General features: G+C 42.3%; 25 protein-coding genes and 1 tRNA gene. 15 read left to right on the forward strand and 11 right to left on the reverse strand.

From position 1 onward, the window contains the following. The first annotated feature begins 37 nt into the window (after positions 1–37). A complete protein-coding gene (locus ACC612_RS09450; protein WP_371854281.1) occupies positions 38–166 on the forward strand; it encodes a hypothetical protein in 129 nt (42 codons plus the stop codon). 17 nt (positions 167–183) lie between these two features. Here ACC612_RS09450 and recQ read toward each other — a convergent pair whose 3' ends face one another. Next, positions 184–2,250, reverse strand: a complete 2,067-nt coding sequence (gene recQ, locus ACC612_RS09455; RefSeq protein WP_371854282.1) for a DNA helicase RecQ — start codon at positions 2,248–2,250, stop codon at positions 184–186. A 180-nt stretch (positions 2,251–2,430) separates the two neighbouring features. Here recQ and guaA point away from each other — a divergent pair, with 180 nt between their 5' ends. Together guaA and ACC612_RS09465 are read left to right on the forward strand one after the other, a co-directional pair. Next, complete coding sequence (gene guaA / locus ACC612_RS09460) at positions 2,431–3,345, forward strand: glutamine-hydrolyzing GMP synthase (protein ID WP_371854283.1); 915 nt, start codon at positions 2,431–2,433, stop codon at positions 3,343–3,345. Then, complete coding sequence (locus tag ACC612_RS09465; protein ID WP_371854284.1) at positions 3,346–4,386, forward strand: archaeosine biosynthesis radical SAM protein RaSEA; 1,041 nt, start codon at positions 3,346–3,348, stop codon at positions 4,384–4,386. A 4-nt stretch (positions 4,387–4,390) separates the two neighbouring features. On the opposite strand, the gene argB is transcribed toward ACC612_RS09465, so the two are convergent. Beyond that, entirely contained in the window at positions 4,391–5,287 is an 897-nt protein-coding gene (argB, locus tag ACC612_RS09470; RefSeq protein WP_371854285.1) for an acetylglutamate kinase, read from the reverse strand. A gap of 157 nt (positions 5,288–5,444) precedes the next feature. Then, positions 5,445–5,735: a non-histone chromosomal MC1 family protein gene (locus ACC612_RS09475; RefSeq protein ID WP_371854286.1), complete on the reverse strand. Its 291-nt coding sequence runs from the start codon at positions 5,733–5,735 to the stop codon at positions 5,445–5,447. Positions 5,736–6,023: 288 nt separating this feature from the next. Between ACC612_RS09475 and mptA the strand changes: the two genes are divergently transcribed. Both mptA and ACC612_RS09485 read left to right on the forward strand, forming a co-directional pair. Further along, the gene (gene mptA / locus ACC612_RS09480; RefSeq protein WP_371854287.1) at positions 6,024–6,974 is read left to right on the forward strand and encodes a GTP cyclohydrolase MptA; all 951 of its coding nucleotides are present in this window, start codon (positions 6,024–6,026) and stop codon (positions 6,972–6,974) included. 55 nt (positions 6,975–7,029) lie between these two features. Next, a complete protein-coding gene (locus ACC612_RS09485; protein WP_371854288.1) occupies positions 7,030–7,344 on the forward strand; it encodes a DUF2098 domain-containing protein in 315 nt (104 codons plus the stop codon). Between the two features lie 35 nt (positions 7,345–7,379). Here the strand turns inward: ACC612_RS09485 and ACC612_RS09490 are convergent, their stop codons facing one another. Next, positions 7,380–8,318: a nucleotidyltransferase domain-containing protein gene (locus tag ACC612_RS09490; RefSeq protein WP_371854289.1), complete on the reverse strand. Its 939-nt coding sequence runs from the start codon at positions 8,316–8,318 to the stop codon at positions 7,380–7,382. 84 nt (positions 8,319–8,402) lie between these two features. Here ACC612_RS09490 and ACC612_RS09495 point away from each other — a divergent pair, with 84 nt between their 5' ends. Both ACC612_RS09495 and ACC612_RS09500 read left to right on the forward strand, forming a co-directional pair. After that, a complete protein-coding gene (locus ACC612_RS09495; protein ID WP_371854290.1) occupies positions 8,403–9,656 on the forward strand; it encodes a M20 family metallopeptidase in 1,254 nt (417 codons plus the stop codon). Next, positions 9,656–10,093, forward strand: a complete 438-nt coding sequence (locus ACC612_RS09500) for a GNAT family N-acetyltransferase (RefSeq protein WP_371854291.1) — start codon at positions 9,656–9,658, stop codon at positions 10,091–10,093. Before ACC612_RS09495 ends, ACC612_RS09500 begins: the two co-directional genes overlap by 1 nt. A 9-nt stretch (positions 10,094–10,102) precedes the next feature. Here ACC612_RS09500 and ACC612_RS09505 read toward each other — a convergent pair whose 3' ends face one another. Both ACC612_RS09505 and ACC612_RS09510 read right to left on the reverse strand, forming a co-directional pair. Then, positions 10,103–10,555, reverse strand: coding sequence for an N-acetyltransferase (locus ACC612_RS09505; RefSeq protein ID WP_371854292.1), 453 nt, complete (start codon positions 10,553–10,555; stop codon positions 10,103–10,105). 43 nt (positions 10,556–10,598) lie between these two features. Next, positions 10,599–10,673, reverse strand: a tRNA-Arg gene (locus tag ACC612_RS09510). 238 nt (positions 10,674–10,911) lie between these two features. Here ACC612_RS09510 and ACC612_RS09515 point away from each other — a divergent pair. Beyond that, the gene (locus tag ACC612_RS09515; protein WP_371854293.1) at positions 10,912–11,391 is read left to right on the forward strand and encodes a hypothetical protein; all 480 of its coding nucleotides are present in this window, start codon (positions 10,912–10,914) and stop codon (positions 11,389–11,391) included. 58 nt (positions 11,392–11,449) lie between these two features. Here ACC612_RS09515 and hdrB read toward each other — a convergent pair whose 3' ends face one another. Together hdrB and hdrC are read right to left on the reverse strand one after the other, a co-directional pair. Then, on the reverse strand, positions 11,450–12,349 hold the full coding sequence (gene hdrB, locus ACC612_RS09520) for a CoB--CoM heterodisulfide reductase subunit B (RefSeq protein WP_371854294.1): 900 nt from the start codon (positions 12,347–12,349) through the stop codon (positions 11,450–11,452). Positions 12,350–12,361: 12 nt separating this feature from the next. After that, entirely contained in the window at positions 12,362–12,850 is a 489-nt protein-coding gene (gene hdrC / locus ACC612_RS09525; RefSeq protein WP_371854295.1) for a CoB--CoM heterodisulfide reductase subunit C, read from the reverse strand. Positions 12,851–13,049: 199 nt separating this feature from the next. Here hdrC and glnA (ACC612_RS09530) point away from each other — a divergent pair, with 199 nt between their 5' ends. From glnA (ACC612_RS09530) to ACC612_RS09550, 5 genes are all read left to right on the forward strand, one after another. Then, a complete protein-coding gene (gene glnA, locus ACC612_RS09530; protein WP_371854296.1) occupies positions 13,050–14,387 on the forward strand; it encodes a type I glutamate--ammonia ligase in 1,338 nt (445 codons plus the stop codon). A gap of 195 nt (positions 14,388–14,582) precedes the next feature. Continuing rightward, positions 14,583–15,635, forward strand: coding sequence for a glutamine amidotransferase family protein (locus ACC612_RS09535; RefSeq protein WP_371854297.1), 1,053 nt, complete (start codon positions 14,583–14,585; stop codon positions 15,633–15,635). After that, the gene (locus ACC612_RS09540; RefSeq protein WP_371854298.1) at positions 15,632–17,143 is read left to right on the forward strand and encodes a glutamate synthase-related protein; all 1,512 of its coding nucleotides are present in this window, start codon (positions 15,632–15,634) and stop codon (positions 17,141–17,143) included. Before ACC612_RS09535 ends, ACC612_RS09540 begins: the two co-directional genes overlap by 4 nt. 2 nt (positions 17,144–17,145) lie before the next feature. Continuing rightward, a complete protein-coding gene (locus ACC612_RS09545; RefSeq protein ID WP_371854299.1) occupies positions 17,146–17,886 on the forward strand; it encodes a hypothetical protein in 741 nt (246 codons plus the stop codon). 5 nt (positions 17,887–17,891) lie between these two features. Further along, on the forward strand, positions 17,892–18,917 hold the full coding sequence (locus tag ACC612_RS09550) for a Coenzyme F420 hydrogenase/dehydrogenase, beta subunit C-terminal domain (protein WP_371854300.1): 1,026 nt from the start codon (positions 17,892–17,894) through the stop codon (positions 18,915–18,917). A 139-nt stretch (positions 18,918–19,056) separates the two neighbouring features. On the opposite strand, the gene ACC612_RS09555 is transcribed toward ACC612_RS09550, so the two are convergent. The 3 genes from ACC612_RS09555 to ACC612_RS09565 all read right to left on the reverse strand — a co-directional run bounded on the left by ACC612_RS09555 (position 19,057) and on the right by ACC612_RS09565 (position 22,375). Continuing rightward, on the reverse strand, positions 19,057–19,554 hold the full coding sequence (locus ACC612_RS09555) for a GNAT family N-acetyltransferase (protein WP_371854301.1): 498 nt from the start codon (positions 19,552–19,554) through the stop codon (positions 19,057–19,059). Between the two features lie 6 nt (positions 19,555–19,560). Further along, complete coding sequence (glnA, locus tag ACC612_RS09560) at positions 19,561–20,889, reverse strand: type I glutamate--ammonia ligase (protein WP_371854302.1); 1,329 nt, start codon at positions 20,887–20,889, stop codon at positions 19,561–19,563. Positions 20,890–21,268: 379 nt separating this feature from the next. Next, positions 21,269–22,375: a hypothetical protein gene (locus ACC612_RS09565; protein WP_371854303.1), complete on the reverse strand. Its 1,107-nt coding sequence runs from the start codon at positions 22,373–22,375 to the stop codon at positions 21,269–21,271. A gap of 492 nt (positions 22,376–22,867) precedes the next feature. Between ACC612_RS09565 and ACC612_RS09570 the strand changes: the two genes are divergently transcribed. Together ACC612_RS09570 and ACC612_RS09575 are read left to right on the forward strand one after the other, a co-directional pair. Beyond that, the gene (locus ACC612_RS09570) at positions 22,868–23,818 is read left to right on the forward strand and encodes a hypothetical protein (RefSeq protein ID WP_371854304.1); all 951 of its coding nucleotides are present in this window, start codon (positions 22,868–22,870) and stop codon (positions 23,816–23,818) included. A 53-nt stretch (positions 23,819–23,871) separates the two neighbouring features. After that, positions 23,872–24,756 (forward strand): helix-turn-helix transcriptional regulator, encoded by an 885-nt coding sequence (locus ACC612_RS09575; protein WP_371854305.1) that lies wholly within the window; start codon positions 23,872–23,874, stop codon positions 24,754–24,756. The last annotated feature ends 37 nt before the right edge of the window (positions 24,757–24,793 follow it).

Below are 24,793 nucleotides of genomic sequence, written 5' to 3' on the forward strand. Positions count from 1 at the left end.
AACTGGCTCCATATATATTTTTATGGAGGTATGCCTATTGGGAGAAAAAGACACTAAAGAGGAAAAGCAAGATGAGGACAAACCAGAAGTTGCCAAAGTGACTCCGGTCCATCCGGGCGACAGGCGTGGGCATGGTAAACGTCATCTTCTGGATACTTGTGAGTAATTTTTACAATTTCCAGGTTATTTTTTATTAGGCAGGATCTCTGACCAAATCTTTTCGATATATTCATCGGAGGCTTCTGTTCCTAATTGTTCTTTTGTTAGCCTGATAAACTCTTCTCTAAGCCCGATTATACATTGGATCACTTTTTCTTTCTGATCTCTTTCAATTACAACTTTTTGTTCATCCTGTTTTCGATTCTGTTCAGGGGCACCCTGCAGATGTTCCTTTATTTCCTTTAGGAATATGTCTCCATATTTCTGGAGTTTGTATTCTCCCACGCCTGTGATCTCAAGTAATTCTTTTTCATTCAGGGGCATCTGGGTTGCCATCTGTTTCAGGCTCGTATCTGCAAAAACAATGTAAGGAGGAACTTTTTCTTTGCTAGCTACCTTTTTGCGCAGGTCCTTTAAGCGGGAGAACAGTTCAGCATCTATCCGGTTGCTTTTTCCGGTTTGTTTCCTTGTTGTATATTCAGCTTCTATTTCTTTTAAGGGTGGTAACTCGTTCTTAGAAGCTATCTTTAATTTCTCTCTTGTTGTTTGTTTATCTGATTTGAGAAGGGAATCCTTACTTGGCGCTAATTGCTTGATCTCTACAGTTCTGTTCCCTGCAATTACCTGTTCACTGCCTTCGCCAAGTTTAAGCAGAGGATATTTGGAACCTTCAAGTTTCAGTATCTCCTGATAAACAAGCTCTCTTGCAATGTCTGCCCACTTATCCTTCGGGAGATATGTTCCAGTTCCATAGCTGCTCAGTCTATGATGTCCTTTTTCAGTGATCTTTTTACTATTTGAGCCGGTTAATATTTCTGTTACATGCGTGATGCCGTATCTTTGTCCCAGTTCTTTCACACATTTGATGACCAGCTTTGCTTCTTCCGTAGCATCAGTCCTTTTTATAGGATTGAGGCATACATCGCATCCTCCACAGTTATCTTCCTTAAGTTCTTCTCCAAAATACTGTAGCAGTACTTTTCTTCTGCATACTGTGCTCTGGCAATAGTCCATTACCTCTTTAAGTTTTGACCTGGCAGCTTCTCTTTCTTCATTTTTATCCATTTGGTCGATGAAATAATCTATTTTGTACTTGTCACCACGACTGAAAAAGAGTATACATTCGCATTCCAGACCATCTCTTCCGCCTCTGCCAGTTTCCTGGTAATAACTTTCAAGATTGCGCGGAAGGTCGTAGTGGATCACGAAACGGACGTTGGGCTTATCAATTCCCATTCCAAAAGCGATGGTAGCAACAATTATCTCCACATCATCTTTGATGAATATGTCCTGATTCCTGCTCCTTGCAGCATCAGAAAGTCCTGCGTGATAAGGCAGGGCATTGAAACCACTTTTACGTAGCTTTCCGGTTAGTTCATCTACAGTCTTGCGACTCTGACAATAAATTATCCCGCTTTTATCTTTTCTGTCCCGCAGGAATTGCACTATCTGTTCATAGGTATCTTTCTTAGGCCTTACCTGATAAAGCAGATTCTTTCGGTTGAAGCTGGCTACGTATGTATTACAATCCTCGATGTGTAACTGGGATATTGTATCTTCTCTAACTTTAGGAGTAGCAGTAGCCGTGAGAGCTATGACAGGGATGTGTGGATATTTTCTTTTAAGGATACTTAGTTTTCTGTATTCTGGTCTGAAGTCATGTCCCCATTCTGAAATGCAATGGCTTTCATCTATAGCGAACAGGCTTACTTTTATTCTGTCAAAAAGGGACAATGTACTGGACAAGGTCAGCCTTTCAGGAGCAACGTACAGTAATTTGATAAGGTTCTTTTCAAGATCGTGTTTTATCTGGTTGCTTTCCTTGTAGCTCAGTGTGCTATTAAGATATGCGGCTTCGACCCCGTTGGCTCTGAGGCTATCCACCTGGTCTTTCATAAGAGAAATGAGGGGTGATACCACTACTGTTACACCATCCATAAGAAGTGCCGGTATCTGATAACACAGCGATTTTCCTCCACCCGTTGGCATCAGAACAAAAACATCTTTTCCTGCAAGGACATCTTTGATGATATCCTCCTGCAGAGGTCTGAATGAATCATATCCGAAGTACTTACTTAATGTCCGGTGCATCGCTCTAGAGTTAACAATAGCTGTATATAACTATAGGTGGTGTTATCACTTCTTATACTTCACTCTACAAAAATTTAAATATTACATCGACAGCATTAAATCATATATCTGTAATAATCCGGTCAAACCGCTGAACTTATTCTAATTAAGATCATCAATGTTATAATACGGAGAAATCCCATGGTTAAAGTTGACAGATTCATTCCTCAGACTATAGAGAAGATAAAGAAACAGATCTCTGGGCCTGCTATTATAGCGCTTTCAGGCGGAGTTGACAGCTCTGTTTGCGCTGTGCTTGCTCATCGTGCAATAGGTGACCTGTTATTCCCTATTTATATTGATACAGGACTCATGCGTAAAGGGGAGACAAAGAGAATTAAAGAGATTTTCTCTGATATGAACTTACAGGTCGTAGATGCTAAGGAGCGTTTTCTGGAAGCTCTTAAGGGTCTAGATGATCCGGAACTGAAGCGTAAAGCTGTCGGTGAGACATTTATCAGGGTGTTTGAAGAAGAGGCACATCTGCTTAAAGCAGAGTTCCTTATTCAGGGAACAATATATCCTGATCGGATAGAATCAGAAGGCGGTATTAAATCCCATCACAATGTAGGCGGTCTACCTTCTGTTATGGATTTTAAATCTATTGTAGAGCCATTGGAAGATCTTTACAAAGATGAAGTAAGAGAGGTTGCCAGAGCAATTGATCTGCCTCATGAGATTTCTGAAAGGATGCCATTCCCTGGTCCTGGACTTTCAGTGCGTATAGTAGGCGAGGTCACAGAGGAGAAAGTCGATGCAGTCAGGGAAGCAAATGCCATTGTAGAAGAGGAACTATTGGAAAGATTCCATCCTTGGCAGACCTTTGCAGCTATAGTGGGCAAAGGCACAGGTGTTAAAGGTGACCAGAGGGTACATGGCTGGATAGTGGCTGTGCGTGCTGTCGGTTCCCGCGATGGTATGACTGCAGAATCCATGGAACTGCCATGGGATGTGCTCAAGCGCATTGAATCTCGTATTACAGGTGAGATCTCTTCTGTTGCCAGAGTTGTTTATGACCTATCTCCGAAACCCCCGGCAACCATCGAGTTTGAGTAAATGTCACTAAATACTACAGTTTTAGAGATACGTCAGAGGCAGAGGATAAAACCTACTCCTCTGGATATGCCCTCTGCCGTATGGACCGGTAAGGACCATGTAGATGGTAATGTAGAGAATACTTTAACCATGATCTTCCGAACCGCTGGTTGCTGGTGGGGTAAGGTTGGAGGCTGCACTATGTGTGGTTACGTGTATGACAGCGCTCATACTTCTCCTTCTGCGGATGATCTTGTCTCACAGTTCCAGAAAGCCATGGTAAAAGCCTCAAAGTTTGACCGTTTCATGGTCAAGATCTTCACATCCGGCAGTTTCCTTGATGAAAAGGAAGTGCCTGCAGATGCCCGCTCAAAGATATTGTCCCTTCTTGAAGAGGACAGCAGGGTGTTTAAAGTAGTAGTGGAGTCCAGACCAGAGTTTCTTACAGATGAAACTCTGAAGTTTTGCCTTGCCCATCTTAAGGAGACTTTGTTTGAGGTGGCCATAGGCCTTGAGACCAGTTCGGACCTCATAAGAAAACATTCCATTAACAAAGGTTTTACTTTCAGGGATTTTGTCAATGCTGCAGAGGTTGCAAAAGCAAATGGTGTAGCAGTAAAGACGTATCTGATGCTGAAACCCCCATTCCTCTCTGAGAAACAGGCTTTGGAAGATATTGTCACTTCTGTGAAGGAAGCTTCAGTTTATTCCAGTGTGATCTCTATCAATCTGTGTAATGTTCAGAAAGGCACACTTATCGAGTATCTATGGGAGCGGGGAGAATACCGTCCTCCATGGTTGTGGAGTATTGTGGAGATCCTAAAAAGGACAAAAAGGGAGTTCCCACATCTGACTATCACTTCTGACCCTGTAGGTGCAGGCGCCAAAAGGGGACCTCGCAACTGCAAAGAATGCAGTGGGCAGGTTGCAGACGCCATACGGGCTTTTTCAATGAGTCAAAACCTGCAGGACCTTGAAGGTTTGGAATGCGATTGTAAGCATTTGTGGGAAAAGGTTCTGGTTCTGGATGATGTAAGTTTTGGCTCACCTGTTTTGGAGTGATCTCTCACTCCTCTTCATCGCCTCTGTAAACCATTGTTCCTATGCCCGTATTGGTGAAGAGTTCCAGCAGAACTGAATGAGATACACTTCCGTCTATAATGTGTACTCTTTGTACACCACTCTCCACGGCGGTCACCGCACCTCTTAACTTGGGCACCATGCCGCCTGAAATAATACCTTCTTTAACAAGTTTTTCCACATCTTCGAGTTTCACTCTTGATATGCGTGAGGATTTATCTTCAATATTTTTCAGAATTCCTGGCACATCTGTCATAAGAATAAGTTTCTGGGCTTTCAGAGCTGCAGCGATGTCTCCAGCCACTGTATCTGCATTTATGTTCAGCCCCCTTCCACTGGAATCAATAGCAATAGGTGATATTACAGGAATATAGCCATGTTCTGTGACAATTTCCAGAATCTCTGTGTTGATAATCTCTGTCTCTCCTACCCAACCCAGGTCAATTTCCTGCTCCATGTTCTCTATCATGACCTTTTGGGCAGGTATTTTCTTTGCAACTATCAATTTACCGTCTTTGCCGGACAGACCAATTCCTTTCCCCCCATGTTTGCCTATAAGGGATACGATATCGGTATTGATGTTCCCCACCAGTACCATGCGTGCAATTTCAAGGGTCTCATCATCTGTGATGCGTAGCCCACCAACAAATTTGGGTTTCTTCCCCATGCGGTTCATCTTCTCGGTGATCTCCGGTCCGCCGCCATGAACTATTATCGAGTGTATACCTACGAACTTCAGTAGCACTATATCTTCAATGATATCGCTCATTATCTGTTTATCAACCATAGCATGGCCACCGACTTTGATGACCATTATGGCATTATGGAACTTTCTAATGTAAGGAAGGGCTTCTATCAATATATTCTCTCTTTTCAGTGTCATGGTCCACCCTCATCTGGTGAGTTGATTATAAATAAAAATGTATGAGTATTGATATTGATCCCAATATATTATCTTTATCGGGTCGCAGAAAAAATGTGTTAAAAGAGAATGGTACCAGAATTCCTGGTAACCAAAAAGTAAGTAATTTATATAAGATTTAGATCTTATCGAGTTTCTCAATGCCTACCTTCTTTACAAAAGGCTTGCTGATCTTGTCGGGCATCCAATCGGGCTTGTTCTTTGGTGCCGCTACAGTTTCTCTCCAGCCCTTGAAGACGTGGATCTTCTTTGTGCCCCTCTCACGGAGCTTTATGGTCTCTGGCTTTGCCTTTGTTCCCTTTCCGCGGTTTGCAACCTTTAATGCTGCCTGACGTGGCTGTTTCCCGGTAAATACACCGTGCTCATTTCCGTTCTTATCTCTCAGTACAAAGTTCCTTGTTTCAACCATCATGTCACCTCATAGCTTGCATGTGATTTTTAATTGATAAACCTATTCTGCATATCTAGTATATATATTTTTCTTTCAATGTTGCCTTTCGATTCTGATTTACGCCAGTTGGATTATCGGGCGTGCTCATAATCCTTTAGAAAATATATTGCTGTTTAAATATTTTAATGTATCCCCCGCGCAACACAACATTTACATGTGATGAACTCATTCCCTCTCACCAAGTACACATAAAAACGGGTTCATCTTACTTTTACATGAATGCGATTTGTTTTTAGAGGTAATGTTATGGAACTTTCCACTGTCATATTGCCAGATATACAGGCTAATAAGCCCAAAATACCTGTTAACCTGACTCGCGTAGGTGTAACGAACGTTAAAAAACTGGTAGCTGTCAAAAGAAAAGATAAGCGTCCCGTTATGCTGATCTCTACATTTGATATTTTCGTGGACTTGCCATCTGACAGAAAGGGGGCAAACCTTTCTCGTAATTTTGAGGCAGTTGATGAAGTTCTCGAAAAAGCAGTCAATATGCCTGTTTATGAGATCGAGCAGCTATGTAGTGATGTTGCTCTTAATTTGCTCGAGAGGCATGAATATGCTACGAGGGCAGAAGTGCACCTTAAGAGTGAGTATGTAATAAAAAGAGAATCTCCATCCACTAAAATGGAGTGTCAGGAAGTAGTTGAGATCTTCGCTGAAGCAAAAGCTAGCAGGGAAGAGACAGGAAATATTAGTATTACCAAGCTTATTGGTGCAGAAGTTGTAGGAATGACCGCTTGTCCCTGTGCTCAGGAGATCATGACAGATAATGCCCGTAAACAGCTTGAAGAAATAGGGGTGGAAAACAGGAAAATTGCCGAATTCCTCCACCGTGTGCCCATGGCAACTCACAACCAAAGAGGAAGGGGAATTATTTCTATTGAAGTTGCAAGTGACGATTTTATCTCTCTTGAGAAGGTTATTGCCATCATAGAGAAATCCATGAGTTCAAGTGTTTTCGAATTGCTGAAACGTTCCGATGAGGCGATGGTAGTTCAGACTGCTCACAAGAATCCTAAGTTCGTAGAAGACTGTGTGCGTACCATGGCTCATAATATTGTCAATGAGTTCACTGAACTTCCTGACGATGCAGTGGTGACTATAAAGCAGATAAACGAGGAAAGTATTCACCGTCACAATGCATTTGCTGAAAGGGTAGCAACTCTGGGAGAACTTCGCAAGGAAGTCCTAACTTAATTCCTTTTTCAGTTATTCTTACTCCGAATCTTGTTTGTTCAAAGAATGTGGTAACATGGCTGAAGGTTCAGATTTTATCCAAGCCCATGATATAAATGGGACTCCCATTGTTGTTGGCTCATATGTGCTATATCTTAATACAGGCACTGCAGGAAAGGTACTTGAAATTAAGCAGGAAGAAGGCGCTATGTGGATTATGATGGATACTACTGGACTCTATTATAACGTTGAAGCTCTTGTGGTCACGGGTGCAGATGCGGTCAAGGTGAAAATGGAACGTGAAGAGGGCAAAGTTGACAAGGCCGAACTTGCAAGAGAACAAGTCCCTGAAAGGATTGTTGACATAGGGCAGGTGACAGGTGGAGGATGAACATCCTCCTATTTTCTGACCCTTATTTTTTATTGTTACATCTTTTCTTTTTCAAGCAATGTAAGGGAACGGATCCATTCTCCCTTTGGCTCACGTGAGGTTCCCACAACAAGGCGTTTCTTATCTCCTATTTTTTCAACCACACCCTGAGCTTCAATAAGTTCTCCGGTTAAAGCCTGTCCTGCATAGGTGTGAGTGTAGGACAGCACATGGTCAATTTCAGGATGATCTACTTTGTATACGGCAGGGCTATCAAAAGCAAGATCTGCATTAGTCACCCTTGCTTCTATTTTCATGGTTCCTATGTCTTCTCCTCTTGCTGAAGGCTCTTTTATTTGTTCCCAGTCTCTCACAAAAAGCAGATCGAAATATGTGCCCTCTACCATGCCGCGGTTACCTTTTCTTTTCTCATGGATCACAAACTCTTCAAAGGATATCTCTGGAATGCGTTTTTTGTAGATCCTTTGCCACATTTCCATATTTATATCTTCTATTGGTCCGGATTTTTTTTTTTCCTCAGTGATGGCATCCCTGGCTATAAACCAGTATTTTCCATATACTACAAAATCCACATCAGAGGTTTCATTCTGCAGTCCTGGTAGCAAAGAGCCTGTAACTCCCATGTGGGATCTTGGAACTCCGGCTTTTTCCAGAACACTTACTATTGCAGCTATTCTGCTGTCAGATGATTCAAGGCGTTGTATTGCTTCGTTAGGAGCAAGTACTCTTTTAATCTGATCTTCGGGCACCACATGTACATCTTCTACCCATTCAGGCCGAAACTTTCGCATAAAATCGAAAGCATCATCAAAATCATACTTGCGGTATCTTTTTCCGTTCATTTGCCGCTCGCCTGTTTCATCGGGTACGTATCTTAGCGTAGAGCGTATACCATGCGGATGAAAGTAGTCAGAAACAGCAAATATCCAGTCTTCTTTTGTTATAAAGAAATCTCTTAGCCGTGTTTTTATCATCGTGGTCACCATTATGTTGGTTTAAAAGTAATAAGTCTCCTTAGTAATAATTATATTGCAGATTTCTGTCCGAACAAAATGGTTATGAGTTATTATGAGCAATCTGCTTCTATAATTACATTAAATGTGCATATTACAGGTGATTTTCTGTCTCCCCTTGAACAATGGATCATAGAAAAGAGGCGTGAGTTCCACAGGTATCCGGAACTAAGCTTCAATGAGTACATGACGCAAAAGAGGATTATGGACTCACTCCGGGAGTTTGGCCTGGAAAGCAGTTCCATTGCAGGTACAGGTGTTATAGCGGATATACTTGGCAATGGTCCAGGACCTTGTATTGCAATTCGCTCTGATATAGATGCTCTGCCGATACAGGAAGAGGAAACAGTTTTTAATAGTGAGTATATTTCGTGCCATAAAGGAGTTATGCATGCATGCGGCCACGACGGCCACATGGCTATAGTGTTGGGTGTGGCGCGCCTGCTTCATGAAAAGAAAAATGAGTTCTCTGGCAAAGTGCGTTTGATCTTTCAGCCGGCAGAGGAAACATATCCCGGAGGGGCACAAACAGTTATTGAAAATGGTGGTCTTGAAGGGGTTGACGCTATTATAGGCCTTCATATTTTCGGGGATGTAGATGCAGGAACAGTACGTTTTTGTCCCGGGCATTTTATGGCAAGTTCCAATGATTTCACTATTAAGCTCATAGGCAAAGGTGGCCATGTTTCTACGCCAGAGTATTGTATAAATCCAATCAGTATGGCAGCAGCCCTGATCTGTAGGGCTGCCCAGGTGGTTGGTAGACAAGTAAATCCTTCAAAGCATGTTTTCGGCTTTGGCATGTTGAAGGGAGGCACTCGCTTTAACATCATCCCGGACGAAGTGCAGATATCCGGAAGCTTCAGGACATTCAATGAAAAGGATACAGAAACCATTGACAATGTTCTAGAAGAAATGTTGAATTCTATTATGGAAGAATATACAAGTGAATACTTTGAATGTGTGCCTTCTTATGAGCTGGATATCTCTCATGGTTATCCTGTACTTGTGAACCATCCAAAGTTCACAGCAGCAGCAGGCAACATGTTAAGGGGAGCATTTACCAATGTAGAAGATAATGCCTCTCCGATATTTGGCTCTGAGGACTTTGCCTATTATTTGTGCCATGTGCCAGGTATGTTTCTTTTCCTTGGGACGAGAAATCTGGAAAAAAGCATTAAGGATATCAATCATTCCAGCAGTTTTGATATAGATGAGGATGTACTAATCCAGGGGGTTCAAGTACTTAGTTCCATTGCACTTGATTTCCTGAAAAGTCCGGGAGACTATATTGCGTGATGATACGGGTTTTCTTGCCTTCTATGAGCTCTCCTGTGAAAGACTTCGTTGTTGGGGTTCTGGCTTCAGAGGGTTTTGTGTACGATCTGGAAAAGGATCTTGATCTCGATGATATTGCTGCAAATTATCTTCAAAACGGAGGCATCTTCTTTGTAGCTTTCATAAACGACATAATTGTGGGCACATGCGCTGTCAAAAAGAAAAGTTCTGATAAATGTGAGATCAAGAGACTTTATGTTCATAAGGATTTTCGAAATATGGGAATCGGTTCTTCATTGTTGCAGAAAGCTCTTGAATTTGCAACTGAACGCTATAAAACAGCAACCCTGAAAACTGATACTTCTCTGAAGCCAGCTATTAAGTTGTACTTAAAGACTGGTTTTTCTGTAATAAAAGAGGAAAACAGGGTAGTGTATCTTAAAAAAGAATTGAATTAAAAAAGTACTTTACTCAATGGTTTTCATCAGAGCTATCTCGTCACAGTCCGGGAATTTCGGGCAGTTTATGCAGCCACTCCATACTTTATGGGGAAGTGTTGATTTGTCCACCCTGACAAACCCATGCTTTTCAAAAAATTCGGGAACGTATGTAAGCGTAAATATTTTCTTTACCTGTAACTGGTGTGCATCTCCCATGCACGCATCAAGCAACTGGGACCCAATTCCTTTTCTTGCATATTCTGGCTTGACCGCAAAGGAAAGTACCTCTGCCAGATCTTCCCAGACCACTTGCAGGGCGCAGCATCCGATTACTTCGCCATCTTTTTCGTATACGTAGAAGCTACGGATGTATTGATATAACTCATTATATGAACGGGGAAGCATCTTCTCCTGCTTTGCATATGCATTAATGATGTTCTTCATTGCCTCGACATCTTTTACAGTGGCCTTTCGGATCATTAGATGATTCTCCTTGATCTGATAATGTTAGAAAAGAGTATAACGAGCGTGAAGGGATTTGAACCCCTGGCTTGCAGCTTAGGAGGCTGCCGCCATATCCTGGCTAGGCCACACGCTCTCTTTGACTTTCACTCTCCTAATAACATTCAATATCTTAAATCTATTGGTACGATATTGTACCATTCATAGTTATCTGTTTCTAATACTATATCCGGTTTCTGTTTTTGTTTTGTTTACGATTATTTTATTTCTTGAATTCGGTATTTCATATTGAAAACCTTCGGACTTTTAGCAATTGCTATATATCCAGAATTATATGTATATGTAATATACTAATCTATTATAGGGGACATCGGATGAAATCAAAATATTTACTCATATTTATCGTTGCACTTGCAATTGCGATATCGGGATGCTCATGCCCGGCAACCCCCGAATCTAATAATTCTTCCAACACAAGTCAAAACCAGACAACTGGTGTGGGAGGTACTGACGAAGGGGACTTTATAATCGGTGTGGCATCTGTTGATACTGTACAGGCATTGGTAATGGAGTCTTTCCCTGTACAGGTGAGTGTGGAAGCTACGGGTTATCTTCCCGACGGTTGCACAGAAATTGGTAATGTCACCACAAAGAAGGATGGAAACAAATTCTATGTGGAGATAAGCACAGTCCGTCCCAGGGATGCATTATGCACACAGGCATTGGTGCCTTTCACGAAGTCTGTGCCTCTTGATGTGTATGGTCTGGAAAAGGGTGTGTATACTGTAGATGTGAACGGTCAGACAACATCTTTTGAACTATCTGTTGATAATATCCTTTCAGATACTAACTAAAAATGTGGCCTGTGAGTTATGGCTACATATTTATTTTGTTTTCCAGGTCGCTATACAGTCAATTACTTTCTATCAGCGCGGCAAGCTTCTCTGAAAATTCCTTATTCTTTACAGCATTCAGGTGAATACCAAGCATTTCAGGAGTAAATCCCAAGGCGAGACCTAGAAGCTGAGTATAATGCAACACTGGTATGTCATATGTCTTACTGAATGTTTTTTCAATTTCCAGCTGTCCTGCATCCAGCTGCATGTGGCAGAATGGGCATGCATTGACTATACAATCAACTCCCGATTCTTTTATCCTTGACAATTTATGCTCGGCCATCGCAAGTGACCTTTCTTTAAGCCCAGATCTCATCCCTCCTCCGGCCCCACAGCATTCCATCTTATCAGAGTATTCAACACTCATGCAACCGGTAGCTTCCACAAGTTCATCAAAGAAACTGGGTCTCTCAAAACTGCCAAGTCCTCTTTCTCTGGAGGGTTTTATGAGATGGCATCCATAGTGCACTGCTACTTTAAGGCCAAGAGGCTTCTCGACAGCATCCTTTATCTTCTCAGGCCCAACATCCGAATAGAGGAATTCAGTTATATGACGTACATCGATTGTCCCTTTAAACTGGCGTCCGATCTCTCCCAGTTTTTCATTGGTACTTGTTTTAAGCTCGTCATTTTCTTTCAATGTTCGGTTCGCATCTGCCAGCGATCCAAAACAACCGTTACAGATAGTAAGAACATCTCGTTGTATACCTTCTCCGAGGGTAAGGTTACGCCCTGCTACTGCCAGCCAGGTAGGGCTATCAAATGAACGGAAAACTCCGGGTGCAGGACAGCAGGAAGCTCCGGGTAAGTCAGCACAGTCAATATCCAGCTTCGCAAGACATAATCTGGTGGCCATTTCAATACCCGGATATCTGTTAGGGATGACGCATCCCAAAAAAAGTGCCAATTGTAGCATTTTATCTCCTGTTCATGTATGTTGATCTGTGATCTCAGCTAACTTACAGACCTCTAACAGTGTTTTAAGCTCATCTAAGGCATCAGAGTACTTATGCACTGTTTCAGGAAGCATTTCAAGCCCCAGTTCTTCTCGTTTTTTAATATTAACTTCATCAATAGGCACTGCGTGTCCGTACTGTAAGAACAGTTTTATTACTTGCCTGTGTTCGGGCAGCATGATTCCTTCATGGGCTGCAATGGAGCGGATCTTCAGAATAGCATCTACTATATCAATGCGACGTGGGCAGCGTTCCTGACAATTATAGCAGGTAGTACACATCCATAGTTCATTATCTTCAAGTACATCTCTGGACCTTATGGCACGCTTGACGAGCTTGCGCACATTCAGGCTTGTGTGGCGGCCAGAAGGGCAGCTACCGGTACACATTCCACATTGCATGCACTTCAATATGTCGATACCTGCTTCTTTCAGTTGGCTCTGTACATCATTCCCATTCATGTTCTTTCACTAATGTATATTCTATTCCTTATAAACTGTTCCTGAACAATCGATTTGTTCCTTTTGGCGGGTTAGTTTTATTTTCTGCAACATCAATTCTCTTTATGTTTGATTGGTTTTCCTTTTTCCAATACAAATAGGAAAGTTTATATGTGATGTGCTAGGTAATAGGCTACTCAATACCTAAGAGGTTATAGGAATGGCAGAAAAAGCAATGACCAAAGAGGAAGTGCTGCAAGCAGTTGCAGAGAATGATGTAAAGTTCATAAGAACACAGTTTACCGACACTCTCGGTATCATTAAAAGCTGGGCAATTCCCGCAGAGGATCTCGAAGGAGCTTTCAAGAACGGTGTTATGTTTGACGGTTCCTCTATCGAGGGTTTCACAAGGATTGAAGAGTCCGACATGATGCTCATGCCTGACCCCTCTACATTCAGGATACTTCCATGGAGGCCAAAGGAAGGCGCAGTAGCACGTATAATTGGTGATGTAAAGAGACCCGACGGTACTCCTTTCGAGGGTGACCCAAGATACGTGCTGAAGAGAGCCATGGAAGATGCTGCAAAAATGGGATACACAATGAACGTAGGCCCAGAGCTCGAGTTCTTCTTGTTTAAACTAGATGCTGATGGAAACCCCACTACACACCTTACAGACCAGGGTGGATACTTCGACTTTGCACCTCTTGACAAAGCACAGGATGTCAGGAGAGATATCGACTTCGCACTTGAAGCGATGGGTTTCAAGCTGGAAGCTTCCCACCACGAAGTTGCTCCTTCACAGCATGAGATCAACTTCAGGTTCGGTGACATGCTTTCCACAGCCGATAAGGTAATTACCTTCAAGTATGTTGCAAAATCCATTGCGTATCACAAGGGATACTATATAACCTTCATGCCAAAACCCCTGTTCGGTGTGAACGGTTCAGGTATGCACACTAACCAGTCTTTGATGAAGGACGGCAAGAATGCCTTCTATGATGCAGATGCTCCAAATGGCTTGTCACAGACATCCATGTATTACATAGGTGGTATACTGAAACACATCAGAGAGTTTGCCGCAGTTACCAACTCAACTGTAAACTCTTACAAGAGGCTTGTTCCAGGATATGAAGCCCCTATCTATGTAACATGGTCTGCTTCTAACAGAAGCTCACTTATCAGGATCCCAGCCACAAGAGGCATGGGTACAAGGGTTGAGCTGAGGTGCCCAGACCCTGCATGTAACCCATACCTGTCATTTGCTCTGATGCTGCGCGCTGGTCTTGACGGTATAAAGAACAAGATCGAGCCACCAGAGGCAACAAATGTCAACATCTTCAAGCTCGGTGATGAAGAGCGTGCCAAGAGAGGCATCATGTCACTTCCAGGCAGCCTGAAAGAGTCTCTTGATCTCATGCGTGCCAGCGAGTTCACAAAAGACGCTCTTGGTGAGCACGTATTCAACAGTTTCCTTAAGGCAAAGACTGCCGAATGGGATTCATACAAGGCACAGGTTCACCAGTGGGAACTGGACAACTATCTAAGCATACTGTAAGGGAACCATCCCTTACATTTAACTTTATTAAAATGTCCTTATGGACGTTAGTTGCCAATTACTTTCGAGTTGGCTTTCTTCAATTGGAGATCGCTCCCGATGGACGACGGGGGTAAGTCTTTTATGGACGTTTGCATGGTTAAGTCTACAAAAGTCAATTGATATATCTCCAAAAAACAATTCTTAGTGGTTAATATGTGCGGAATTATAGGCGTAATAGACCGGAGCAGGTCTGGAATGGACGGCTCAGGTATTAAAAAGGCCCTCAGCCTAATGAATGAACGAGGAAGTGGAGAAGGTGCGGGTTATGTAGCTTATGGCATATATCCCGATTTCCCAGATTGTTATGCTCTTCATGTTTTCTATGACAATCTCATAGAGCCTAAAAAGAAGGTAGATGATCTGCTGGAAAAGTGGGGACGTATAATCCATCAGGAAGAGATCCCCACCTATGAACAACCGGGTTTGAAAAAGCAGCATATACCATGGCGGTATTTCTACAGGCCTCACAAAGATCTTATGGTAGGTAGTTCTACACCCGAAGACGACCTTGTGAAGACTCTGGTGATGGATATCAACTCCCGTATAGAGGGTGCTCTGGTATTTTCTTCAGGTATCAATATGGGTGTGTTCAAAGCCGCTGGCTGGCCGGAAGATGTTGCAGATTTCTATCGTATACAGGATTACAAGGGCTATATATGGCTTGCACATAACCGTTATCCGACAAATACTCCCGGATGGTGGGGTGGAGCTCATCCTTTTAATCTCCTTGACTGGTCAGTGGTTCACAATGGTGAGATCACTTCTTATGGTACTAACAAGAGGTATGTGGAAAGCAATGGGTACAAGTGCACAATGTTCACAGATACTGAAGTTGTAGCTTATCTGTTTGACCTTCTTGGGCGCCGTCATGGTCTGTCGGGTGACATGGTTGTCAAGGCGTTAGCTCCTCCTTTCTGGGATGAGATCGATGAAATGCCTGAAAGAGAACAGAAGATCAATCATGCAATGCGCCTCACATACGGGGCTGCCCAGATGAATGGACCTTTCGCCATAGTTGTAGCTACGAATCAGGGAATAGTAGGTTTTACTGACCGTATCAAGCTTCGTCCAATGGTAGTTGGGGAAAACGGCGATAAACTTTATATTTCGAGTGAAGAAGCTGCTATTAGAATTATGGATCCAAATGTGCAGAATATCCATATGCCCAGAGCAGGCGAACCAGTTATAGGGAGGGTTATTGCATGACCCTTGGAAGTGTGCCAATGCGCTATAAGGTCAGTATTGACCGTGACCAGTGTATGCAGTGTATGCGTTGTGTGGATAATTGTTCATATGGTGTTTACAGGGTGGACGGTGACAAAATCCTTGTAGACTCCCGCAAATGTACTGCATGTCACCGTTGTATCTCCATGTGTCCCAGGGATGCGATCTCACTTCAGGAGAGACCTGTGGATTACCGCAGTCACCCACTGTGGACAGCTCAGGCCAGGGAGGATATAATCAACCAGGCTCGTACTGGAAAGATAATCCTTGCAGGTATGGGTAATGCGCTTGATTATCCTATCATTTTCGATAAATTGGTGCTGGATGCATGCCAGGTAACTAATCCAAGTATCGATCCTTTAAGAGAGCCCATGGAGTTGCGTACATATATTGGTAAGAAGCCCTCAAGACTTGAGTTCAAAAAGAATGATCTGGGTGATGTGGAACTTGCCACCGAACTTGCTCCCAACCTGAAACTTGAGACACCTATTATGATAGGTCACATGAGCTATGGTGCTATCAGCCTTAATGCCCAGCTAAGCATGGCAAAGGCAGTGACTGAGATGGGAACTTTCATGGGAACCGGTGAGGGTGGACTTCATAAAGCTCTGCATCCTTATCAGGACCATACCATTGTGCAGGTAGCTTCAGGCCGTTTTGGTGTAGATATTGATTACCTTGAACGTGGTGCAGCTATTGAAATAAAGATCGGCCAGGGTGCAAAGCCCGGTATAGGTGGTCATCTCCCCGGTGAAAAGGTATGTGTTGATGTATCTTGCACCCGTATGATCCCTCTTGGATCTGATGCTATCAGTCCGGCACCGCATCATGATATTTACAGTATAGAGGATCTGGCACAACTTGTCAGGAGTCTTAAAGAAGCTACTGAATGGAAAAAGCCTGTATTCGTGAAAATCGCAGCTGTGCATAACGTAGCTGCCATAGCTGCAGGTATTGCCCGCTCTTCGGCTGATGCAGTGGTGATCGATGGTTTCCGTGGAGGTACTGGTGCAGCTCCCAAGGTGTTCAGAGATAATGTAGGTATACCCATAGAAGCTGCTATTGCAGCTGTAGACCAGAAGCTGAATGATCAGGGTGTAAGGAATGAAATCTCTATTATTGCCAGTGGAGGCATACGCAATAGCGCAGACCTTGCAAAGTCTATTGCTCTGGGAGCAGACGCAGTATACATAGGAACAGCTTCATTGATTTCTCTTGGATGCAGGGTATGTGGTAACTGCTACCGTAATCTGTGTCCATGGGGTATCGCCACCCAGAGGCAAGATCTCGTTGACCGCCTAGATCCTGAAATCGGAGCTCAGAACGTCGCCAATCTTATTCATGCCTGGACACTGGAACTCAGTGAACTGATGGGCGCTGCTGGCTTGAATAGTATTGAAAGCCTGAGAGGTAACCGCGAACGTCTGCGTGGATATATGCTGGATGAAGGCATGCTGAAAGTGCTTCATGTTAATTCTGTGGGGGCATAAAAATGGAAAAAGTAGTCATCGATGCAAAAGGTATGCATTACACCCCCCTCAATAAGAAGGTCCGCGAGGCTGTAGCTGCCGGGGCAAAGGAAATTGAGATCAATAACGTACTTGGACAGCGCTTTATCGCCAATGGCCTGAGAGGTGATGTAAAACTCACTATTAATGGTATCCCCGGCGGAGATCTCTGCATGTTCATGAACGGCCCGGAGTGTACGGTTTACGGGAATTGTGAGCATGCTCCCGGCAATACTATGGATGGTGGTATGCTCGTTGTTCACGGCAGTGCAGGTGATGCTGTAGCTCACAGTATGCGCGGCGGCAAAGTGTACATTAGGGGCAATATCGGATATCGTGGCGGTATCCACATGAAAGAGTATGACTCTAAGAAGCCAATGCTGATCATAGGTGGCACTTCTCATGCATTCCTTGGTGAATACATGGCAGGAGGTCTTATTATGATGTTTTGTATGGGTGAAGAACCATCTATGCAGGACAGGGGCATAGGCAGCGGTATTCATGGTGGAGAGATCATTATCCGTGGAGATGTGCCAGACAGGCTTCTGGGAGTAGGTGCGAAGAAGGTCGAGTTCACTGAAAGTGACCTCAAACGTTTGTCACCAGTGATAGAAGACTTCTGCTCAAAGTTCAATATCGATCCCGCTCCTTTGATGAACACGAATTATACTCGTATAGTTCCATCAAGTAGCAGGCCTTTTGCTGGCAAGTATACATGGGAGTGATATAAATGGGTAAAAATTATCTTGATCTTAAGGCTGAAGTATGGGATACAGGGATATGTGCAGCATGTGGTGCATGTGTGGCCGTATGTCCGGCAGATGCCATTTATTTCAAAACAGGGGAAGAATCCACGCGCCCCTTTAACAATGGATACTGTAAGGAAGTTGTTGACGGGGTTCCATGCGGTGCATGTTATGCAACCTGCCCAAGGCTAGATCCTGCACCAACTGAGATGTTCGGCAAGTATATTGATATCTTTTCTGCAAAAGCAGATATCCTCATCCCGGGAAAGCAGAGCGGTGGAGCTGTTACAGCTATTCTTGTGAATGCACTTGAGCAAGGATTGATCGATGCGGTTGTAACAGTGGAAGAAGACCCATGGACACTTAAACCATCGTCTACTGTTATCACATCTGAAGATGCTCTTATAAGTCAGGCAGGAAGCCGCTATAACTGGTGGGTGCCACTGGTATCTTCTCTGAAAGAGGCTGTCATCACTCGCAAATATAGAAGTGTTGCCATCGTAGGTGTTCCCTGCGTTGTTCAGGCCGTAAGAAAAATGCTTGATAGCGATCACGATCTGCTCAGGCCATTTAAGCGTTCTGTCCGTTTAGTGGTTGGTTTGTTCTGTACAGAGACCTTCGATTACGAGAAACTTGTAGAAGACAAGCTTATCAAAGAGCGCAGTATCGAACCTATGGACATTGTTCATTTTGATGTTAAAGGTAAGCTGGAGATCACCATGAGGGATGGGAGTCTTACAGTGATACCTCTAAAGGAAATTGATGAATGTGTCAGACCCGGTTGTAAGGTATGTACTGACTTTACTGCTATTGGTTCAGATATTTCTGCAGGTTCTGTAGGCAGTCCCAAAGGCTATACAACGGTCATAGTACGCAGTTCTGCAGGCAAGGCAGTTGTAGAAAACGCTATAGAGAATGGTTTGCTTTCGAAAGGCTCAGATGTGGACATGCAGGCTATAGAGAAACTCTCAACTCGTAAACTTGCAAGAAAGCAGGAGAAGAAACAATAACATCACCTTTATGGTTGCGGTGTCTATCCACTTCCTCGTCGTTCCTAACCATGCTGATAGACACCGTATATCCAATTTTAATGTAGCCATTGGGATAAGACAGCTTGTGGGATAAAGTTGTCGCTGTTATTTCTCTTTTTTATACAGTTCTTTTCCTATAATGAATAGTATCAACTCCGTTACCTCGGTCATTCTTAACTATACAGTATGGTATAAACCCATTAACCTGATAAAACTGCATAGCTGCAACATTTGTAGACCAAGTGCAAACGTAGAGTTTTCTGATGCCTTCAGCAACAGTTCTGCCTTCAAGTTCTTCGCATAGGATTTTACTAATGCCCTTCTTCCTAAATTCAGGATGCACACACATTAGATTTATATATGCATCATTCTCGCTTTTCCAATATTTGCTACAGCCAATAACTCCTAAAATCTTTCCAGTTATATCTTCGATACAAGTATCATCCTCTGCGATCAGATAATAGGAATCAGGACCAGAAAGACAGTCCCAAACCCTTTGCTCTATGCCATTGCCTCTCCTGCTAAGAGGAGGATAAAAATCATTGTCCACAAGTTCAATGAACTGGCAGAGAGGATGGTAATCCTCCCGCCCAGCTTCTCTTACTTTTATTTGCATGTACCATTAAGTTCTGTTTAGGTACCTTTCTATTTCCCAATCGTGCACCTGCACTTTATATGCATCCCACTCTGCTCTTGCAATATTCAATATGTTTTCATGCACATGTGTACCCAATACCTTCTTGAGAAGTTCATCCTGTTCCAGATAATTTGCACTCTCAAATAGTGTTCCAGGCAGGCTTTCAATACCCTGTTCAGCACGTTCTTTGACGCTCAGATCAAAAATATTGTAATCTACCATGTGCTTTGGTGCAGTTTTATTCTTAATTCCTTCAAGACCGGCTGCCAATATAGCGGCAAAAGTTAGGTATGGGTTACATGATGGGTCAGGACTTCTCAGTTCCACGCGGGTGCTGTTTCCCCTTGGAGCAGGTATACGTATAAGGGAACTACGATTCGCACCAGACCATGCAATGTATACGGGTGCTTCATAGCCTGGTATTATCCTTTTATACGAGTTCACAATAGGGTTTGCTATACATGTTATAGCTTTGACATGGTTCAGAACACCAGCGATGAAATACCTTGCAGTGTCGCTTATCTGCATCTCTGCATCAGGGTCATAGAAAGCATTTTTTCCATCCTTTGAAAGGGAAAGGTTGACGTGCATACCGGAACCGTTGACAGTAGCTATGGGTTTTGGCATGAATGTTGCATGTAGTCCATTCAGCTTGGCTATCGTCCTGGCGACATACTTGAATGTGACCACATTATCAGCCATTGTCAAAGCATCTCCGTATTTGAAGTCGATCTCATGCTGACCAAAGGCCACTTCATGGTGAGAAGCTTCAATATCAAAGTTTAGGTCCATAAGTGCAAGTACTATTTCCCGCCTTATGTCCTCAGCAATGTCTGTAGGTGCAAATTCAAAGTAGCTACCATAATCGTGTGGTGTGGTAGTAGCATTACCATTTTCTCTTTCAAACAGGAAAAACTCCATCTCAGGCCCTACATTCAATGTAAAACCCATTTCTGCAGCTTTTTCAGTAACCTTTCTCAACACATAGCGTGGGTCTCCTTTGAAAGGCTCTCCATTTGTCTGGTACACATCACATATAATACGTGCTACCTGTCCTTTCCCATTATTCCATGGCAGTAGTGCAAATGTAGTTACGTCGGGTTTAAGCAGCATGTCGGATTCGTATATCCTTACAAATCCTTCTATTGATGAGCCGTCAAAGCTGATACCAGTGGTAAGTGCTTTATCTATTTGCTTTACAGGTATTTCCACATCTTTGACCACACCCTGTATATCTGTGAACTGCAGGCGTATGAATCTCACATTGTGTTTTTCAATGGTTTCTTTGACATCTTTTTCGTTCCTAACTATCATTGGATCTCCTGTCCAGCAGCATATACTGCGCTTATTTACGACATATTAACCTCTGAATGGAGATATAATTATTCTTTCAATATATTTACTTACTGCATAAGATAAGTAGTGAAGACCCCCTCATCTAATCTATCGTGAGCCTTCCTGGCAAAATAATGATTAAGACTATTTTATTAAGAACTTTTTTAGTCTCATGAATTTGGCTTAAAGGTACTTCTAAATAAGTATGAATGTATGCATGTCCCTTTTTCCACTCCTATTATAGGGATTTGATAAATCTCCGTTTTTTCATAATTTGCATACATATAGCACGGATGCCCAGTTGAGGGCATCTCATGCAAAATATATTCGGTTTTATCTGTTTCGATCCTCTTGGATATCAGGCTTCAGAAGATTCATTTTCAGGAGCAATTCCTGCCTTTTCCATTAGCCTGGGCTTCATTCTTCTCTCATTAGTTGGTCTGATTCCAAGTTCTTCCATAGCAGAGTGCATCTGTTCCACTGCTTCCTTGAGGCCTTCCTCATCTTCTGCATTGGTGATGAGCGTCTTTACTTTCTCAAGTTGTGTGAGTGCAGTGGTCAACATCTCTTCTGTGATATTTTCATTGTCCAGTTCGTCTATATTCTCGATATCTTCCTCTATTTTTGAGATGGTGTTGTTCACTTGCTCTAACATCCTTTCCTGCTGTGTCTCGAAAGTTTCATCCTCTGGAAAATTTTCTGGCTTGTCCATCATGGCAGGCCCCATTCCAAGTGTTTCCATTGCTGAATGGACAAGTTCCCTTGCTTCCTTCAGATCCTCTTCATCTTGTGCATTCTCGATTATTGTTTTTGCTTCTTCCAGTTGAACTGTTACGTTCTCCAGCATTTCTGCTGTGATATTCTCATCGTCGATTTCTCCGGAGTTTATTAATGAGATGAATGATATCGTATCATTGATCTGCTCCAGCATTCTTTCCTGCTGTGTCTCAAAGGATTCCTCCTCTCGGAACATTCCATGTCTGTTTTCCGGTTCTATTCCAAGTGTCTCCATTGCTGAGTGCATTAGTTCTGCTGCTTCCCTCAGATCTTCTACTTCTTTTGCATTCTCAACTATTGTTTTTGCTTCTTCCAATTGAGTTGTTGCATTATCCAGCATTTCCACTGTTACATTTTCATCTTCTATCTCTCCTGCTTCTATCTTTGAGATCGTATCATTAATTTGTTCCAGCATTCTTTCCTGCTGTACTTCAAAAGTTTCATTGTCCAGAGAGAATCCTGCTGGACCTCTGCTATTTATCTTCTTTCCATGCACAATTTCCTGCATGCTCTGTTGCTGGCTGTCATTCTGTGCAGCTAATGTGGCTGGTATCATGCATACAACCATCATAGCCACTGAAAGGACAGCTATAGATTTTATTATTTTTTTTTGCGTGTATTTTCCTCCCAATTCTTTGTGTCCAACCGCTAATCTGTTGGAATAATTGCTGGATTCTCTATGAATCATATAAAGATACTTAGCAATCAAAGAGATAATAAGCCTTTATTCTTCGAAAAAAAGATTTATTCGAGTTTTCATTACTCTAAGTTCCTTTATAATCCTTTTTCCTGCTTTCTTCTAAGATTCGGAAAATACACAATCAACTAGTCATCAATACATTAGATTGCATTTACTTAAAAATTGGATCAATTTGATACATTTTAGGAAATAATATGCACATTTCTGAGCTTAATAGTCTTAATCAGTATTTTATATCCTGTAATCATCAATCTATCTGCCTCAATCAAATATTTCCTTAAATGAATGTTCTATAAAGCTTCATATCTTCAAAAAAAGTATAAATAATAGTATCTCTGTTTTCTATTATAACGGCTACATACAAGTCTCTCAAGCATATTTATATTGTTCAATGCCTTTATTGACTGGCGTACTGGCGCCAGTTAAGAGGTTCCGAATGGGACAGACACGACCAGGCTAAAATATAGGTATATGAATCACATGAATCACAAGGCTATAGTGCTTATATTTACAATTGTCTTAGCTACAATTGCAGGTGGATGTGCAGATAAGTCTCCTTCTGAGGGCAACGGGCCTGGCTATAAATATAGTGTTTATAGTCTTGTTCCGACATATCTGGGTATTCTTCCATCTCCTGACAGTATTGGGCCGGAACATCCTGGTGTTCATCCTGTGATAAGGGATGAAAACGAGGAGTTCAACAATATTCTCTCTGAAGCTGATATTATATCAGAAGATTTGGAATCTAAAATAACGAGCTTTGAGGAAGAGGGCAAAGATGTTCAAAAACTAAAGTCTCTTTTGGAAGAGTACAAAGCTTTGATTTCCAGTGCTAGAACCTATCGTGAACTTGCAGATAAGGGGCATGACAATTGCTCGGATCCGGATTGTCAGGCACTGGAAAAGGAATTATATTTAGAACTCTCACGAGAAAGCCTGAAAAAATCGAATTCCGTCTTATCCGAGATTTTCAACGAAGTCAAAAAGATGCTCCCTGGGCATATTGAATTAGGCGAAGGCTGTAATCTTTCCGCAATTGGCAAAGGCAGGGTTCTCCTAGCAGGTAATTTAAACGCTAATCTTTCCGTAAAAGACGGTATTCTGTATATAGTAGGTTTCCCAGAGGGCCCGGAATACCCTATCAATATCGTAGGGAAATATGACTATGAAGAGTCACAAAAAGGTGAGGATCGTTTATCCTATTATAAGTTAGTTGATGCTGATGTGGAAATTTCCGCACAAAGATCGGCATTCATTATAGAAGCAAATGAAATTTCCCTCAATGTAAATGGAACTTGTACAGTTGATCTCTTTGGTAACGGTACCTACAGTATAACATGTCAGGATGGCAATTCGAGTGAAATGCAATGGCAACTACCTACAGTAAGAAGAACTATTAATAGCCCCTATATCTATATTGGTGTTCAATGAAGGCATTTTCCCGTAGAATTATATTCACCATCTTGCTCGTCCTTCCACTTTTAATGACAGCAAGTGCAGGTGCAACTATTCATGGAGTAGTATACGAATGGAATACATTCCAACCACTGGAAAATGTAATTGTGGAAGTTAACTCCACCCCTGTACAGTCTATGGTGTGTACATATGGAACTTATTCCTTTGAGCTACCTCAGGGAAATTATAAGATAACAGCAAGTTATTTTGAAGACAGTACTCTTTCTTATTATGCAGAGGATTTAATAAATATTACTGATGACGGTAACTATGTGCTTGATCTTCTCTTATTCCCAGAGTATTATCAAAGTACAACTTCTACTAATGGTTCTGGTAATGTTTCTTCTTTAGGTCAGTCTACTATTTCTCAGAATGTGACTGCAAGTAAAACCAGTTCTATTTCAACAGATACTCTTCTTATAACAATTTCCATACTTCTTGTTGCATTTATTTTATTGAAACATTCAACAGGTCAGAAAACCACTCCTATTGAAAAACATCATGTTGTAAAACACGATAAAGTCGAAGAAAAAGTCATTTTGACTCCTAAGCCAGTCCAGCTCCCCGAATCTGTGGAAAAATTGGAAGTCGGATCCGAGGAATCTGAAATAGATTCAGAGGAGTCATCTGATGATTCAACTGAATTGGTCATTACTGAGCCAGAACAGACCGAAACAATTACTGTAGATGATATTCCTAAAGGGCCAATACCAGCTGATCTTCAGGAAATACTGGACATTATTCGTTCTCAGGGAGGAAGAATGACTCAAAAGGATCTAAGGAGCAAGCTCAAATACTCTGAGGGCAAGGTGAGCCTCATGCTCTTTGATCTCGAAAAGAGAGGCATGATCCAGAAGTTCAAAAGGGGCAGAGGAAACGTTATTCTACTTGTGGAACAAGATCAGCAGTCTTGAGATTTAATCTTCTTTTTTTGTGTTTTTTCCTAGAATA

It is taken from the genome of Methanomethylovorans sp. (assembly GCF_041447285.1).
Lineage (GTDB): Archaea > Halobacteriota > Methanosarcinia > Methanosarcinales > Methanosarcinaceae > Methanomethylovorans.

Excerpts from the sequence above, each read along its gene's own strand:
- ACC612_RS09485 (WP_371854288.1), top strand. The coding sequence starts at position 7,030 with ATGGCTGAAGGTTCAGATTTTATCCAAGCCCATGATATAAATGGGACT.
- glnA (WP_371854302.1), bottom strand. The coding sequence starts at position 20,889 with ATGATAGTTAGGAACGAAAAAGATGTCAAAGAAACCATTGAAAAACAC.
- mptA (WP_371854287.1), top strand. The coding sequence starts at position 6,024 with ATGGAACTTTCCACTGTCATATTGCCAGATATACAGGCTAATAAGCCC.
- ACC612_RS09545 (WP_371854299.1), top strand. The coding sequence starts at position 17,146 with ATGGAAAAAGTAGTCATCGATGCAAAAGGTATGCATTACACCCCCCTC.
- guaA (WP_371854283.1), top strand. The coding sequence starts at position 2,431 with ATGGTTAAAGTTGACAGATTCATTCCTCAGACTATAGAGAAGATAAAG.
- ACC612_RS09465 (WP_371854284.1), top strand. The coding sequence starts at position 3,346 with ATGTCACTAAATACTACAGTTTTAGAGATACGTCAGAGGCAGAGGATA.
- ACC612_RS09570 (WP_371854304.1), top strand. The coding sequence starts at position 22,868 with ATGAATCACAAGGCTATAGTGCTTATATTTACAATTGTCTTAGCTACA.
- ACC612_RS09475 (WP_371854286.1), bottom strand. The coding sequence starts at position 5,735 with ATGGTTGAAACAAGGAACTTTGTACTGAGAGATAAGAACGGAAATGAG.
- hdrB (WP_371854294.1), bottom strand. The coding sequence starts at position 12,349 with ATGCTACAATTGGCACTTTTTTTGGGATGCGTCATCCCTAACAGATAT.
- ACC612_RS09540 (WP_371854298.1), top strand. The coding sequence starts at position 15,632 with ATGACCCTTGGAAGTGTGCCAATGCGCTATAAGGTCAGTATTGACCGT.
- ACC612_RS09535 (WP_371854297.1), top strand. The coding sequence starts at position 14,583 with ATGTGCGGAATTATAGGCGTAATAGACCGGAGCAGGTCTGGAATGGAC.
- ACC612_RS09500 (WP_371854291.1), top strand. The coding sequence starts at position 9,656 with ATGATACGGGTTTTCTTGCCTTCTATGAGCTCTCCTGTGAAAGACTTC.
- ACC612_RS09575 (WP_371854305.1), top strand. The coding sequence starts at position 23,872 with ATGACAGCAAGTGCAGGTGCAACTATTCATGGAGTAGTATACGAATGG.
- ACC612_RS09505 (WP_371854292.1), bottom strand. The coding sequence starts at position 10,555 with ATGATCCGAAAGGCCACTGTAAAAGATGTCGAGGCAATGAAGAACATC.
- ACC612_RS09555 (WP_371854301.1), bottom strand. The coding sequence starts at position 19,554 with ATGCAAATAAAAGTAAGAGAAGCTGGGCGGGAGGATTACCATCCTCTC.
- hdrC (WP_371854295.1), bottom strand. The coding sequence starts at position 12,850 with ATGAATGGGAATGATGTACAGAGCCAACTGAAAGAAGCAGGTATCGAC.
- ACC612_RS09495 (WP_371854290.1), top strand. The coding sequence starts at position 8,403 with ATGAGTTATTATGAGCAATCTGCTTCTATAATTACATTAAATGTGCAT.
- ACC612_RS09515 (WP_371854293.1), top strand. The coding sequence starts at position 10,912 with ATGAAATCAAAATATTTACTCATATTTATCGTTGCACTTGCAATTGCG.
- ACC612_RS09490 (WP_371854289.1), bottom strand. The coding sequence starts at position 8,318 with ATGATAAAAACACGGCTAAGAGATTTCTTTATAACAAAAGAAGACTGG.
- ACC612_RS09550 (WP_371854300.1), top strand. The coding sequence starts at position 17,892 with ATGGGTAAAAATTATCTTGATCTTAAGGCTGAAGTATGGGATACAGGG.
- glnA (WP_371854296.1), top strand. The coding sequence starts at position 13,050 with ATGGCAGAAAAAGCAATGACCAAAGAGGAAGTGCTGCAAGCAGTTGCA.
- recQ (WP_371854282.1), bottom strand. The coding sequence starts at position 2,250 with ATGCACCGGACATTAAGTAAGTACTTCGGATATGATTCATTCAGACCT.
- ACC612_RS09565 (WP_371854303.1), bottom strand. The coding sequence starts at position 22,375 with ATGATTCATAGAGAATCCAGCAATTATTCCAACAGATTAGCGGTTGGA.
- argB (WP_371854285.1), bottom strand. The coding sequence starts at position 5,287 with ATGACACTGAAAAGAGAGAATATATTGATAGAAGCCCTTCCTTACATT.